This is a genomic window from Pseudomonas sp. DSP3-2-3 (assembly GCF_049898225.1).
Lineage (GTDB): Bacteria > Pseudomonadota > Gammaproteobacteria > Pseudomonadales > Pseudomonadaceae > Aquipseudomonas.
In genome coordinates this window covers 159,496-172,393 of the sequence record NZ_JAFCXH010000010.1, presented here as the reverse complement: position 1 = coordinate 172,393, position 12,898 = coordinate 159,496, and the positions used below count along the sequence as shown (strand labels likewise).

The window sequence follows — 12,898 nt, the reverse complement described above, 5'->3', positions numbered from 1 at the left end:
AACTCATTGATCGCATTATTTCGAATGTGTGACTGTTCAAGGATTGAACCATGATGCCCGGCCAAAACGCTCGTTCATCCCAAAAAGTCCATGTGCCCTTCCTCTGGCTTCCACAACTTCCCGCCATTGCCGCTGCAATCGTCACGCTAACGCTTGATGGCCCAACGCGTCAAAGCCTGGCCTTCGGTGCTGCAATACTGGCCATTGGTTTCGCTGCCTGCTGGTGGAGCACCCGCTCACAACGCGCCCGAATCAATGAAGCTGTCGCCAGTGCTGTTGCGTTGCACGAGCAGCAGGCCAGCGAAAACCCTACGCTGAAATCCGCGGCACAACTCAATGAAGTGTTTCTCGGCGCAATGCCCATCTGGGCCAAGCAGGTTGAAAGCTCGCGCCAGCAGACCGAAACCGCAATCGTCTCGCTGGCCACCCGGTTCACCAGTATTTCTTCGCGTTTGCAGGATACCGTTCACGCCTCTCAGCAGGCTGCGGGTGAACTGTCCGGACACAGCGCCGGTGGCGCACAACATGCGCTGGCCCAGAGTGACGGCGAATTGGTGCAAGTCATCGACTCGCTGAAGGCGACGCAAACCAGTCGCGATGAAACCCTGACGCAAGTGCGCAATCTGACCGCCTACACCGGTGAGCTCAGGACAATGGCTGCCGACGTGGCGGCAATCGCCGCGCAAACCAACCTGCTCGCGCTCAATGCCGCCATCGAGGCAGCTCGTGCCGGAGAAGCCGGACGTGGCTTTGCCGTGGTCGCTGACGCAGTGCGCAGCCTGTCGAGCAAATCCAGCGAAACCGGACAACAGATGTCCGCCAAAGTCGACATCATCAACAACGCCATCACCCAACTGGTGCAGGCAGCCTCAAGTGGCGCCGACCAGGACAGCAACTCTGTTGCGACCTCGGAAAGCAGCATCCAGCAGGTACTGGAGCGTTTCAAGACCGTCACCCAGCGCCTTTCCGAATCCGCTGAAATGCTGCAACAGGAAAGCTTTGGTATTCGGGACGAACTCACCGACGTTCTGGTCAGCCTGCAATTCCAGGACCGGGTCAGCCAGATCCTGACTCACGTGCGCGACAACATTGATTCGCTGCACGCGCATCTGCAGCAGGTCAGCCAGTCGCCAGAACAGACCGAACCCCTCAATGCCCGCGATTGGCTGGCACGAATGGAAGCCACCTACGCCACTGACGAACAGCGTCACACCCACCGTGGCGGCACTGGCGCACAGCAGAATTCACAGGAAATTACCTTCTTTTAAGGAGAGCCTCATGGCTAAAAGTGTATTGGTTGTCGATGACTCCAGCAGTGTTCGGCAGGTCGTCGGTATTGCCTTGAAAAGTGCCGGTTATGACGTGATCGAAGCCAGTGACGGCAAGGATGCGCTGGGCAAGCTCAATGGTCAGAAAGTACACCTGATCATCAGCGATGTGAACATGCCCAACATGGATGGCATCACCTTCGTCAAGGAGGTCAAGAAGCTGGCCAACTACAAATTCACGCCGATCATCATGCTGACCACCGAATCCCAGGAATCGAAAAAGCTCGAAGGCCAGGCCGCTGGCGCCAGAGCCTGGGTGGTCAAGCCTTTCCAGCCCGCGCAGATGCTGGCGGCAGTTTCCAAGCTGATCCTGCCCTGACAACGGAGGCTGCCATGCCACTTCAGTGCGAGACATCCAATGACACCGCGCGCGTGCATATCGACGGTGAACTGACGATCTACACCACCGCCGAACTAGCCGCGCAATTGCTGCCACGCCTGGGAGGAACCCCGCGCATGGAAATCGACCTGTCGCAAGTTACCGAAATCGATGGTGCAGGCTTGCAGCTACTGATTCTCGCCAGCCGCGAAGCAACCCGAGCCGGTACCGACTTGACTCTGACGGGCCGCAGCAAGGCAGTCATGGAAACGCTTGAACTGTGCAATTTGGCCGAAGCTATCTAGCGACCTGTCGGTGCGCATCCTGCAACACACGTCAAAGGAAATGAGCGTGAGCATTAACCTTGATCAGGCACAACAAACGTTCATCCTCGAAGCTCGCGAGTTGTTGCAGGCGATGGAAGAGTCGCTGCTGCAACTGGAAAACGAGCCCGACGACGATGATGCCATCGGCGCAGTATTTCGCGCCGCCCACACTATCAAGGGTTCTGCCGGACTGTTCGGGCTGGACGCTATTGTCAGCTTCACCCATATCGTCGAAGACGTTCTGGACCGGTTGCGTGAAGGCAGCGTTAGCGTGGATGCAGCACTCATCGCGGTGCTTCTCAAATCCGGCGACCACATGCTTGAGCTGATTGACGTCGTCGCCAGCCAGGGAGCGCAATTGCAGGCCCCGGCGTTGGCCCGGGAATCAGCGCTGCGCCAGGCCCTGCAAAACTATCAGGCCCCCGGCGCGGCTCTGGATACATCGCCCCGCAAAGAACCTGCCGTTGAAAATGTCGCCGCCCACCCTGCCAGCGCGTCGCTTTGGCACATCAGCTTGCGTTTTGGCGTAGACGTTTTCCGCAACGGCATGGATCCGCTTTCGTTTCTGCGCTACCTCAACACCCTCGGCGAAACCGTCGAAATCGTCACACTGTCCGACGGCATGCCTGGCATGGATGCCTGGGACGCGGAATCCTGTTATCTGGGCTTCGACATCGAGTTCCGCTCTGCCGCGACGCATGCCGAGATCAATGAAGTGTTCGATTTCGTGCGCGAAGACTGCCAGATCGAAATCGTTGCGGCGCTCGACGTCGGCGCGGATACCTTCCCAGACACCCAACTGCTGGCTCAGTCACAGGTCAACTCCGTTCAAGGCACAGGTTTGGTCGCGACGGGTGAAATCCTGGCAGACCAGCGAGCGGTGTCGCGTCTGCCGGCGCAGATTGCCCCCGAAAAATCCGCTGCACCGGTTGAAAACAAAGCCAAGGACGGCCGCTATGTACGGGTGAACGCCGACAAACTGGACGAGTTGATCAACCTCGTGGGCGAACTGGTGATCGCCAGTGCTGGCGCCAGCCTGCTGGCACGCACCTGCAACAATGATCCGTTGCAGGAATCGACGTCGACGGTATCAGGCCTGGTCGAAGAAATCCTCGATGGCGCCTTACGCCTGCGCATGATCCCCATCGGCGACACGTTCAATCGTTTTCGGCGGGTGGTGCGCGACGTCAGCCAGGAACTCGGCAAAGACATCGACCTGATCATCAGCGGCGCGGAAACCGAGCTGGACAAGACCGTCGTCGAGAAAATCGGCGATCCGTTGATGCACTTGTTGCGCAACGCCATGGACCACGGCATTGAAACCGCGCAAGCACGTCTGGCGACCGGCAAGCCAAGCAAAGGTCACTTGCATCTGAACGCCTATCACGATTCCGGCAGCATCGTCCTTGAAATCGCCGATGACGGCGCCGGATTGAACCGCGAGCGCATTCTCGAAAAAGCCCAGGAGCGCGGCCTGATCGCCAGCGGCGCGAGCCTGACTGATCAGGAAATCTACAACCTTATTTTCGAGCCGGGCTTTTCCACCGCCGCGGCCGTGACCAATCTTTCCGGGCGCGGCGTCGGCATGGATGTAGTCAAGCGCAATATCACGCTCCTGCGCGGCACCGTGGACCTGGACAGCAAGCCCGGCCAAGGCACCGTGGTGCGCATTCGCCTGCCACTGACGCTGGCGATCATCAACGGCTTTCTGGTCAGCATCGGTCAGTCCACGTATGTCATCCCGCTGGACATGGTTCAGGAATGCATCGAACTCAACGAGGCTGATCGACAGATCGGACGTGAGCAGGGTTACCTGGATCTGCGCGGCGAGGTGCTGCCGCTGGTTTACCTGCGCGACCACTTTAATCACGAAGGTCCCGCTGCCCGTCGGCAGAACGTGGTGGTGGTGCGCTATGCCGAACTTAAGGCGGGTCTGGTGGTTGACGATCTGCTCGGCGAATTCCAGACCGTCATCAAACCGCTGGGCAAGCTGTTTGGCGCCCTGCGCGGCATCAGCGGCTCGACCATTCTCGGCAGTGGCGCCGTGGCATTGATTCTTGATGTACCGGCGCTGCTCGCGCAAATCGTTCAGCTGGAACCTCGTTACACCTCAATTCACGCCGCAACTCTCACCACCCTGCAAGCCAATGGCCGCTGACGTCTACGCAATTACACGGAGTACCACCCAATGAAATGGTTTTACGATCTCAGAATCGCGACTAAATTGATCGCTTCATTTCTCACGGTTCTGGCGCTGACCGCAGTCATGGGCGTGTTCTCGATCTTCCAGCTAAGCAACGTGAATGACGCCTCGACGGAGATTCGCGAAAACTGGATGCCGGCCATGCGTGCGGCATCGGGCATGCGTTTTTATGCGGCGAGCTTCCGCCTCAAGGAAAACCGCTACATCACTGCCGATACCGCTCAGGAAAAAGCCACCGTCGAACAGGAGTCCGTCGAGGTCAGGAAACAGTTCGAAACCCGTCTGGCCACCTACGAGAAGCTGATTTCCAGCCCTGAAGAGCGCCAGTTGTACGACACTGCCGTCACTGACTGGGCAGCCTATCTGGCCTTGAGCAAAAACCTGCTGGCCCTATCTCAGCAGGGTCTGGACAGCGAAGCCCGGACGTTGATCAGAGGCGAATCAAAACGTACTTTTGACCTGGTCACCGCTGCCCTGCAGAAAATGGTCGAGCTCAACGATGCAGGAGCTGAAGGGGCCAGCACCCGAGGCACCAACCTATACCTGAACGCGCGAATTTCCATTGTCGCCGCCCTTATCGTCGCGTTGCTGGTGGGATTGGGACTCGCCCTGTTCATCTCGCGCATCATTTCCCGCCCGCTCAAACAAGCGGCTTCAGTCGCCGAACAACTGGCCGAAGGCAATCTCAACGCGCGCATCGAAATCAGCTCCAGGGACGAAACCGGCATGGTGCTGCTGGCTATGCAGAACATGGTCGGCAAGCTCTCGCACATCATCGGTGAAGTACGTAACGCCGCAGACAACCTGGCCAGCGCGTCTGAAGAAGTCAGCGCCACCGCGCAATCGATGAGCCAGGCCACCAGCGAACAGGCTGCCAGCGTCGAGGAAACCAGTGCTTCTATCGAGCAAATGAGCGCCAGCATCAATCAGAACACGGAGAACGCCAAGGTTACCGACGGCATGGCCAGCAAGGCCGCCAAGGAAGCCACCGACGGCGGCGAATCGGTGCAACAGACCGTCGTGGCCATGAAGAAGATTGCCCAACGCATCAGCATCATTGACGACATCGCGTATCAGACCAACCTGCTGGCGCTCAATGCCGCGATTGAAGCGGCACGCGCCGGTGAGCACGGCAAAGGCTTCGCGGTGGTGGCGGCGGAAGTTCGCAAACTCGCAGAACGCAGCCAGGTGGCCGCTCAGGAAATCGGCGAGCTGTCTTCCAGCAGCGTCGACATGGCCGAGAAAGCCGGCAAGCTGCTCGGCGAAATGGTGCCGTCAATCAATAAGACCTCGGACCTTGTTCAGGAAATAAGTGCCGCTTCGGAAGAACAGGCGTCAGGCGTTGCGCAGATCAACACGGCCATGACCCAGTTGAATCAGGTCACGCAGCAAAACGCTTCGAGCAGCGAGGAACTGGCCGCTACCGCAGAGGAAATGAGCAGTCAGGCCGAGCAACTGCAACAGGCGATGAGCTTCTTCACTCTGGACACGCCGGCCAAGTCAGCCAGCCAGCCATCAAGACTCGACAAAACGCCTGGAAACTCCAGCCGCAAACCGCTGCGTCAACCCGTGCAGGCGCCGACCAAAGCGTTCGCCTACAACATGGCAAGTGCGCCGGACGAATCCGAATTTACCCGATTCTGATCGTTGGCTATCACAGGGTTCGCTTAAAGGAGTAAGGCATGGGCGCCATAACCACAACACGTCAAGTCGCACCCCCCGTCGAAGAGGAGGCGCAATACCTGACCTTCATGCTCGGCACGGAGATGTTCGCCATCGGCATCCTGGGCATCAAGGAAATCATTGAGTACGGCAATCTGACCGTCGTGCCGATGATGCCGGCCTTCGTGCGCGGGGTGATCAACCTGCGCGGCGCCGTCGTTCCGGTGGTGGATCTGTCGGCGCGGTTCGGTCGGCCTGACTCGGGCATTACCCGCCGCAGTTGCGTGGTGATCATCGAAGCCAGCGCCGAGGATGGCCAGCCGCAGGATATCGGGCTGCTGGTCGATACGGTGTCTGCAGTACTGGAAATACCCGCGTCGCAAATCGAGCCGCCGCCGAGCTTCGGCGCGCGGATTCGCGCTGACTTCATCAGCGGAATGGCCAAGGTCGACGGCAAATTCGTCATCGTCCTGGAAGTCGGTCGAGTGTTGTCCATCGATGAAATGTCGCGACTTGCCGAGACCGACCACGCGTCGTCAAGCGAAGCCGACGCGCGTTAAATAACCACTAGCGAGCAAGGAACGCCCCGTGAGTGCATCAGCGTTGAACGATATCGAATTCAACCAGTTCCAGTCCTGGCTGTATCAGGCTGCCGGTATCAATCTGTCATCGGCGAAAAAAGCGCTGGTGGCCGGCCGCCTGTTCAAGCGTCTCAGGCATTACGAACTGGACAGCTACGGCGACTACTTCAAGCTGATCATGAGCGGCCAGCGCGCCGATGAACTGCAGGTGGCGCTGGACCTGCTGACCACCAACGAAACCTATTTCTTTCGCGAGCCCAAGCATTTCGACTTCCTGCGCCAGCATGTGCTGCCCAATGCTGCACCGGGCAAGACGTTCCGCTTGTGGAGCGCCGCCAGTTCGTCAGGGGAAGAACCCTACAGTCTGGCGATGACCCTCGCCGAAGGCCTGGGCACTACGCCGTGGGAGGTGATCGGCTCGGATATCAGCACCCAGGTCCTGGCCAAGGCGCGCTCAGGTCATTATCCAATGGAACGCGCCGGCACCCTGCCCCAGCCATTGCTGGTGAAATACTGCCTCAAGGGCACAGGCCGCCAACACGGGACTTTTCTGATTGATCGAGCACTGCGTAACCGGGTCAACTTCCTGCAGGTGAACCTCAACGAAACGCTGCCTGAACTGGGCGAATTTGACGTCATCTTCCTGCGCAACGTGATGATCTACTTCGATCAGCCGACCAAGGCCCGCGTCGTCGCCCGTTTGATTCCCAGACTCAAGCCCGGTGGCTATTTCATCGTCAGCCATTCAGAAAGCCTGAATGGTGTCTCGGATGCCCTGAAGTTGGTGGCACCCTCCATTTATCGCAAGCCATGAAAATTGCTGCCGAAGAACATTTTCTGGCCCCGGGCGAATTTCATTTCGAAACACGTGCGGTCCAGTTGCGCACCCTCCTCGGCTCTTGTGTTGCCATAACCCTTTGGCACCCGGTGCGTAAAATCGGCGCCATGTGTCATTTCATGCTGCCCAGCCGCGTGCGTAAATCCGAGGCGTTGAGCGGCAAGTACGGTGACGAAGCCATTGAGTTATTCATCGGTCAGGCAGTGGCGCACGGCACTGTTGCCGAGGATTACCAGCTGAAATTGTTCGGTGGCGGCGAGATGTTTCCGGCCTTGCGCCAGCATCTGCATTTCAATGATGTCGCGCGGATGAATATCAGCGCCGCGCTGAAAATGGCTGACCACTACCACCTCGACCTGATCGCCCACGACATGGGCAGTACGGGGCACCGGAACATTATTTTCGACATCGGCACCGGCCATGTGTGGGTTAGTCACAAACCAATCAGGACAAGTACGAACAATGGCCACGAAAAAAATAAATGTACTGTTGGTTGACGATTCGGCAGTGGTTCGTCAGGTCTTGTTGGCGATTCTCAGTGAGACGCCGGACATCCATGTCATGGGCGCCGCCTCCGATCCTATTTTCGCCATGGACAAGCTGGCCCGGGAATGGCCGGACGTCATCGTTCTGGATGTGGAAATGCCCCGAATGGATGGCATTACCTTCCTCAAGAAAATCATGAGCGAGCGCCCAACCCCAGTGGTGATCTGCTCGTCATTGACTCAGAAAGGCGCGGAAACCACCTTGCAGGCACTGGCCGCAGGCGCGGTGGAAATCATCACCAAGCCCACCAGCGGGCTGAAAAACTTTCTCCTTGAGTCGGCGGCTGAACTGGTATCGGCCATCAGGGCCGCCGCCCAGGTCAATGTCAGGAATCTGGGCAAGCGGCCAGCCGCTGTGCAGCTGACGCCGTCCACCCGGCTGTCGGCTGATGCCATTCTGCCGGCCGCCAGCGGACAGGCCATGGCCCAGACCACCGAACGTATCGTTGCCATGGGCACGTCCACCGGCGGTACTCAGGCGCTGGAAGCGGTGCTGACCGCGCTGCCACGGGTCTGTCCCGGCATTGTCATCGTCCAGCATATGCCGGAAAAATTCACCGCGTCCTTTGCCGCGCGGCTCAACGGTTTGAGCCAGATCGAGGTGCGCGAGGCGAAAAACAATGACCGCATTCTTCCCGGTCTGGCGCTGATTGCCCCCGGCGGCAAGCACATGATGGTGACCCGTAGCGGCGCGTTTTATCACGTCCAGGTGATCGATGGGCCGCTGGTAAATCGGCATCGTCCCTCAGTGGATGTGCTGTTTCGCTCGGTGGCGAAGTTTGCCGGTCGCAACGCAACCGGCATCATCATGACCGGCATGGGCGATGACGGCGCAAGGGGGCTCAAGGAAATACTCGACGCCGGTGGCGCGACGGTCGCTCAGGACGAGGCAACCTGCGTGGTTTTCGGCATGCCCAAGGAAGCTATCAAACTCAATGCCGCTCAGCGGATCCTGCCACTGCAGGAAATTCATCAGGCAATTTTGCGTAAATAGGCGCGTGATTCGCTGCGGCGTGACGCCATAAGGCGTTATTAGTGGCGTGAAAGCCGCTTTGGTGCTTGCTCAACCGGTATCTGTCTACGATTCTGTAGAGAACAACGTCAGGGCAGCCATCGCTGACCCGGTCATCACCGGAGCATCTGCATGAAAACAGTCGCACAACTTCTGAAACTCAAGGTTTTGCACAATCAACAAGTGCATACCATTGCGCCCGACCAGATGGTGCTAGACGCGCTCAGGCTGATGGCCGAGAAGAATATTGGTGCATTGCCGGTGGTCGAGAACGGCGCACTGGTCGGCGTAGTCAGCGAGCGCGACTATGCGCGCAAGATGGTGCTCAAGGGACGTTCGTCTATCGGCACGCCGGTCAGCGCGATCATGAGCACCAAAGTGATTACCGTGGATTCACTGCAGACCGTCGAGACCTGCATGGGCATCATGACCGACAACCATCTGCGCCACTTGCCCGTGGTGGAAGAAGGCCACCTGCTGGGCCTGCTGTCCATTGGTGACCTGGTCAAGGAAGCCATTGCCGAACAGGCCGACCTGATCCAGCAGCTGGAACAGTACATTCGCGGGGCGTGAGCCTCTTCTGTTGGGTTTGAGGTCGCTGCTTGCGTCCGCTCTGGACCACGACCGTCCGCGCGACTAACCTGTGCGGCACTTTTTGCCCACTGAGACCGCCATGACGATCAACCTGGATACCGTATTCGAGCGCCACGACACCGATAGCAAGAAGTGGAGTCAGTACCCGGCCGACGTCCTGCCGATGTGGGTTGCGGACATGGATTTCCCGGTTGCGGCACCGATCATCCAGGCTCTGCACAAACGCATCGAGCATCCGCTGCTCGGTTACGGGGTCGCGCAGGACGCTTTACGCCAGGCCGTGGTTGCCCATCTTTGGCAAGCCTATGCCTGGCGTGTGCAGCCTGAAGAATTGATATTCCTGCCGGGTGTCGAGCCAGGCTTCAACATGGCGCTGCATGCGCTGGTTCCAGAGGGCGCGGGCGTGGTGTTGCAAACGCCGAATTACGCCCCGCTGTCCAAGGCCCCGAATCACTGGCAACAGCCCCGCATCGAATTGCCGTTCACGGCCAATGTCGAGGGCGAGTATGAAACCGACATCGCGGCACTGGACCAAGCCCTGCAAAACGCTGGCGCCCTGCTCCTGAGCAACCCGCACAACCCGCTGGGCAAAGTGTTCAGTGGCGAAGAACTGCAGCTGATCGGTGATGCCTGCGTGCGCAACGACGCGCTGATCATCTCCGATGAAATCCACGCTGACATCCTGTTCGATGGCCGCCGCCACATTCCCATTGCATCCCTCGGCCCGCACATTGCCAAACGCACGGTCACGCTGATGTCGGCCAGCAAGGCTTACAACATCGCCGGGCTGAAGACTGCGTTCGCCGTCGTCCAGGATGAGCAGCTGCGCCAACGCTTCACCCACGGCCGCCTGGGCATGGTGGACAGCGTCAACGTGCTGGGCATGGAAGCGACTCGCGCTGCGTACAGCGAAGGTGGTGCCTGGCTCAAAGCCGTACTGGCTTATCTGCAGGCCAACCGCGATTTTCTCGCCGAGGCCGTCCGCACCCGCCTGCCCGGCGTGGTCATGCACCTGCCGCAGAGCACCTATCTGGCCTGGCTGGATTGCTCGGCGCTAGGGCTGGAAAATCCGCAACAGTTCTTTCTCGAACACGGCAGGATCGCGTTGAGTGCAGGCACGGAGTTCGGCGACGATTGCCAGCAATTCGTCCGCTTGAATTTCGGTTGCCCGCGCTCGCTGCTTGAAGAAGGACTGGCGCGCATGGAACGCAGCCTGCGTAATCGCTGAAGCAAACCCGGTTCCAGCAGGCAAGCAAAAGCCCGGTTAACCGGGCTTTTTGGTGTGGATCCGTTAAACAACTCGCAATCAATAACGCTGATATTGCGAACCGAACTCTTTGCGGTTTTCTGCTACCAGGACTTTGCTGTCCAGTTGCAGGTAAGCGCGGTCAAAGGTTTTGCTGCCCGCAGCGGCGGCGTGTACATCAGCGATCTGGGTGGAAGCCTGGGCAACCACAGGTTGTGCAACCGAAGTAGCCGGTTGTGGGCTGGCGAATGCTGCGGTGGTGGTCAGGACCGAAAAGGCAAAGCTCAGGGCGATGGTGCGTTTCATGATGTGTTGCTCCAGTAGGTGGTTCAGTAGGTAAGTTGTTGCGTTGGAGCCAAATCTAATGGCTGCCGCACCTGATGAAAAACCACCGCTACGCATACTGATTATCAATCTGGCTGATCCATTGCCGACGACGCACTGCGGCGTCGTCAACAAGGCCGAGCCAGAGCGGTTACTCGGTTTTGCGCAATGCAACCCTCGTCACCCGACGCTCTTCAACGCCTACCACGATCATGTTCCAGCCTTCCCAATCGAGCTTGTCACCGATGCGCGGCAGTCGATCCAGAAGGCTCATGACCAGCCCGGCAACCGTCTGATAATCCTCGGTAGCTCTGGCCTGGAAACCGGTCCGCTCGCGAACATGGCTGAGGTTCAGGGCGCCTGAAACCACGTAGCCACCCTCCTCTGCGACAATGTCCGGGCCTTCGATCTCGCTGGCGTCCGGTAGTTGACCGGCAATGGATTCGAGAATGTCGGTCATGGTCAGGATGCCGATGAAGTCACCGAACTCGTTGACCACGAAAGCGATGTGGGTCGACTCCTTGCGCATCTGCTCCAGGGCGTTGAGGATCGTGAAGCTCTCCAGCAGATTGATCGCCTTGCGCGCCAGGATTTCAAGATTCGGCGGGTTGCCGGCCAGCAACTCCTTGAGCAACTCCTTCTTGTGCACGAAGCCCAACGGTTCGTCGACACGTCCTTCGCGAATCAGCGGCAAGCGCGAATAAGAGGAATGCATCAATTTCAGACTGACCTTGTCGGCATCGTCCGCCAGATCGATGTGATCGACCTCGGCACGCGGCGTCATTACTGCGCGAATCGGTCGCTCGGCCAATTGCAGAACGCCGCTGATCATGATCCGTTCGCGTCGATCAAACACCGCTGCAGTCTGCTCGCCTTCAAGCATGTCGGCGATTTCCTCGCCCACCTCGTCGGCATCCAGCTTGCGCCCGCCCAACAGGCGCATGACTGCATGGGCCGTGCGTTCACGCATCGGTCGCACGCCATGCAACGAGCGTTTGCGGCGCATACGGGCGACCTGGTTGAACACCTCGATGAGGATCGAGAAGCCAATCGCCGCATACAGATAGCCTTTGGGGATATGGAAACCCAGGCCTTCGGCGGTCAGGCTGAAGCCGATCATCATCAAAAAGCCCAGACACAACATGATCACGGTCGGGTGCGCATTGACGAAGCGGGTCAGCGGTTTGCTGGCGATGATCATCAGGCCGATGGAGATCATCACGGCGATCATCATCACCGCCAGATGCTCGACCATGCCCACGGCGGTGATCACCGCGTCCAGGGAGAACACTGCATCGAGCACGACAATCTGCGCGACGATGGGCCAGAACTTCGCGTACGTCGAATTACTGGTGCGCTCACTGACATGCCCTTCAAGGCGTTCATGCAATTCCATGGTGGCCTTGAACAGCAGGAACACACCACCGAACAGCATGATCAGGTCACGCCCGGAAAAGCTGTGCTCGAACACTTCGAACAGCGTCTGGGTCAGCGTCACCATCCAGGAAATACTGGCCAGCAGGCCCAGACGCATGATCAGCGCCAGGGACAGGCCGATGACTCGCGCCTTGTCACGTTGTTCGGGCGGCAGTTTGTCAGCAAGGATCGCGATGAACACCAGGTTATCGATGCCCAACACCAGTTCCAGCACGATCAGCGTCAGCAGGCCGAGCCATGCCGTAGGATCAACTATCCATTCCATGGGTTATTGACTCACTTGCAGGCAAAGGTCGGAGGATCGCGCACGCCCATGACATTCAATCGCTTGGGACGATAGAACAAAGGTCAGTCGGGACGAGGGTCGGAACAGGAGGTTCGGAAGATGTGATTCGCGCGCCGGGGCGCAATTCGAAGTTAGGCGTAAGTTGCCAAAAGCAGAGCGACTGGGAGGCTCCTGAACGGTATTCATACAATCCTGAA

Annotated in this window: 13 protein-coding genes; 11 read left to right on the top strand and 2 right to left on the bottom strand. The window is 58.7% G+C overall.

The window, feature by feature from the left end; translation table 11 throughout:
* Positions 1–50 precede the first annotated feature (50 nt).
* The 11 genes from ACP7E4_RS14100 to ACP7E4_RS14050 all read left to right on the top strand — a co-directional run bounded on the left by ACP7E4_RS14100 (position 51) and on the right by ACP7E4_RS14050 (position 10,636).
* Entirely contained in the window at positions 51–1,268 is a 1,218-nt protein-coding gene (locus ACP7E4_RS14100; RefSeq protein WP_426114587.1) for a methyl-accepting chemotaxis protein, read from the top strand.
* Between the two features lie 10 nt (positions 1,269–1,278).
* On the top strand, positions 1,279–1,647 hold the full coding sequence (locus ACP7E4_RS14095) for a response regulator (RefSeq protein WP_065836390.1): 369 nt from the start codon (positions 1,279–1,281) through the stop codon (positions 1,645–1,647).
* Positions 1,648–1,661: 14 nt separating this feature from the next.
* Positions 1,662–1,952 (top strand): STAS domain-containing protein, encoded by a 291-nt coding sequence (locus ACP7E4_RS14090; protein ID WP_426114584.1) that lies wholly within the window; start codon positions 1,662–1,664, stop codon positions 1,950–1,952.
* Positions 1,953–1,998: 46 nt separating this feature from the next.
* Positions 1,999–4,131, top strand: a complete 2,133-nt coding sequence (locus ACP7E4_RS14085; protein ID WP_426114582.1) for a chemotaxis protein CheA — start codon at positions 1,999–2,001, stop codon at positions 4,129–4,131.
* Between the two features lie 30 nt (positions 4,132–4,161).
* Positions 4,162–5,820, top strand: coding sequence for a methyl-accepting chemotaxis protein (locus tag ACP7E4_RS14080; RefSeq protein ID WP_426114580.1), 1,659 nt, complete (start codon positions 4,162–4,164; stop codon positions 5,818–5,820).
* A 38-nt stretch (positions 5,821–5,858) separates the two neighbouring features.
* Positions 5,859–6,398 carry a chemotaxis protein CheW gene (locus ACP7E4_RS14075; RefSeq protein WP_426114578.1) on the top strand — a complete coding sequence of 180 codons (540 nt, stop codon included), beginning with the start codon at positions 5,859–5,861 and terminating at the stop codon, positions 6,396–6,398.
* A gap of 28 nt (positions 6,399–6,426) precedes the next feature.
* Complete coding sequence (locus ACP7E4_RS14070) at positions 6,427–7,233, top strand: CheR family methyltransferase (RefSeq protein WP_426114576.1); 807 nt, start codon at positions 6,427–6,429, stop codon at positions 7,231–7,233.
* The gene (gene cheD, locus ACP7E4_RS14065; protein WP_426114574.1) at positions 7,230–7,754 is read left to right on the top strand and encodes a chemoreceptor glutamine deamidase CheD; all 525 of its coding nucleotides are present in this window, start codon (positions 7,230–7,232) and stop codon (positions 7,752–7,754) included. The genes ACP7E4_RS14070 and cheD overlap by 4 nt, the downstream gene beginning before the upstream one ends.
* Complete coding sequence (locus ACP7E4_RS14060) at positions 7,720–8,796, top strand: protein-glutamate methylesterase/protein-glutamine glutaminase (RefSeq protein WP_426114572.1); 1,077 nt, start codon at positions 7,720–7,722, stop codon at positions 8,794–8,796. The genes cheD and ACP7E4_RS14060 overlap by 35 nt, the downstream gene beginning before the upstream one ends.
* 150 nt (positions 8,797–8,946) lie before the next feature.
* Positions 8,947–9,387, top strand: coding sequence for a CBS domain-containing protein (locus ACP7E4_RS14055; protein ID WP_426114570.1), 441 nt, complete (start codon positions 8,947–8,949; stop codon positions 9,385–9,387).
* Positions 9,388–9,487: 100 nt separating this feature from the next.
* On the top strand, positions 9,488–10,636 hold the full coding sequence (locus tag ACP7E4_RS14050; RefSeq protein ID WP_426114568.1) for a MalY/PatB family protein: 1,149 nt from the start codon (positions 9,488–9,490) through the stop codon (positions 10,634–10,636).
* Between the two features lie 78 nt (positions 10,637–10,714).
* On the opposite strand, the gene ACP7E4_RS14045 is transcribed toward ACP7E4_RS14050, so the two are convergent.
* Positions 10,715–10,960 (bottom strand): hypothetical protein, encoded by a 246-nt coding sequence (locus tag ACP7E4_RS14045; protein ID WP_426114566.1) that lies wholly within the window; start codon positions 10,958–10,960, stop codon positions 10,715–10,717.
* Positions 10,961–11,129: 169 nt separating this feature from the next.
* Positions 11,130–12,680 carry a TerC family protein gene (locus ACP7E4_RS14040; protein ID WP_426114564.1) on the bottom strand — a complete coding sequence of 517 codons (1,551 nt, stop codon included), beginning with the start codon at positions 12,678–12,680 and terminating at the stop codon, positions 11,130–11,132.
* Positions 12,681–12,898 lie beyond the last annotated feature (218 nt).

Coding starts and splice junctions, on each gene's coding strand:
- ACP7E4_RS14040 (WP_426114564.1), bottom strand. CDS start 12,680: ATGGAATGGATAGTTGATCCTACGGCATGGCTCGGCCTGCTGACGCTG.
- ACP7E4_RS14050 (WP_426114568.1), top strand. CDS start 9,488: ATGACGATCAACCTGGATACCGTATTCGAGCGCCACGACACCGATAGC.
- ACP7E4_RS14095 (WP_065836390.1), top strand. CDS start 1,279: ATGGCTAAAAGTGTATTGGTTGTCGATGACTCCAGCAGTGTTCGGCAG.
- ACP7E4_RS14080 (WP_426114580.1), top strand. CDS start 4,162: ATGAAATGGTTTTACGATCTCAGAATCGCGACTAAATTGATCGCTTCA.
- ACP7E4_RS14090 (WP_426114584.1), top strand. CDS start 1,662: ATGCCACTTCAGTGCGAGACATCCAATGACACCGCGCGCGTGCATATC.
- ACP7E4_RS14060 (WP_426114572.1), top strand. CDS start 7,720: ATGGCCACGAAAAAAATAAATGTACTGTTGGTTGACGATTCGGCAGTG.
- ACP7E4_RS14045 (WP_426114566.1), bottom strand. CDS start 10,960: ATGAAACGCACCATCGCCCTGAGCTTTGCCTTTTCGGTCCTGACCACC.
- ACP7E4_RS14075 (WP_426114578.1), top strand. CDS start 5,859: ATGGGCGCCATAACCACAACACGTCAAGTCGCACCCCCCGTCGAAGAG.
- cheD (WP_426114574.1), top strand. CDS start 7,230: ATGAAAATTGCTGCCGAAGAACATTTTCTGGCCCCGGGCGAATTTCAT.
- ACP7E4_RS14055 (WP_426114570.1), top strand. CDS start 8,947: ATGAAAACAGTCGCACAACTTCTGAAACTCAAGGTTTTGCACAATCAA.
- ACP7E4_RS14100 (WP_426114587.1), top strand. CDS start 51: ATGATGCCCGGCCAAAACGCTCGTTCATCCCAAAAAGTCCATGTGCCC.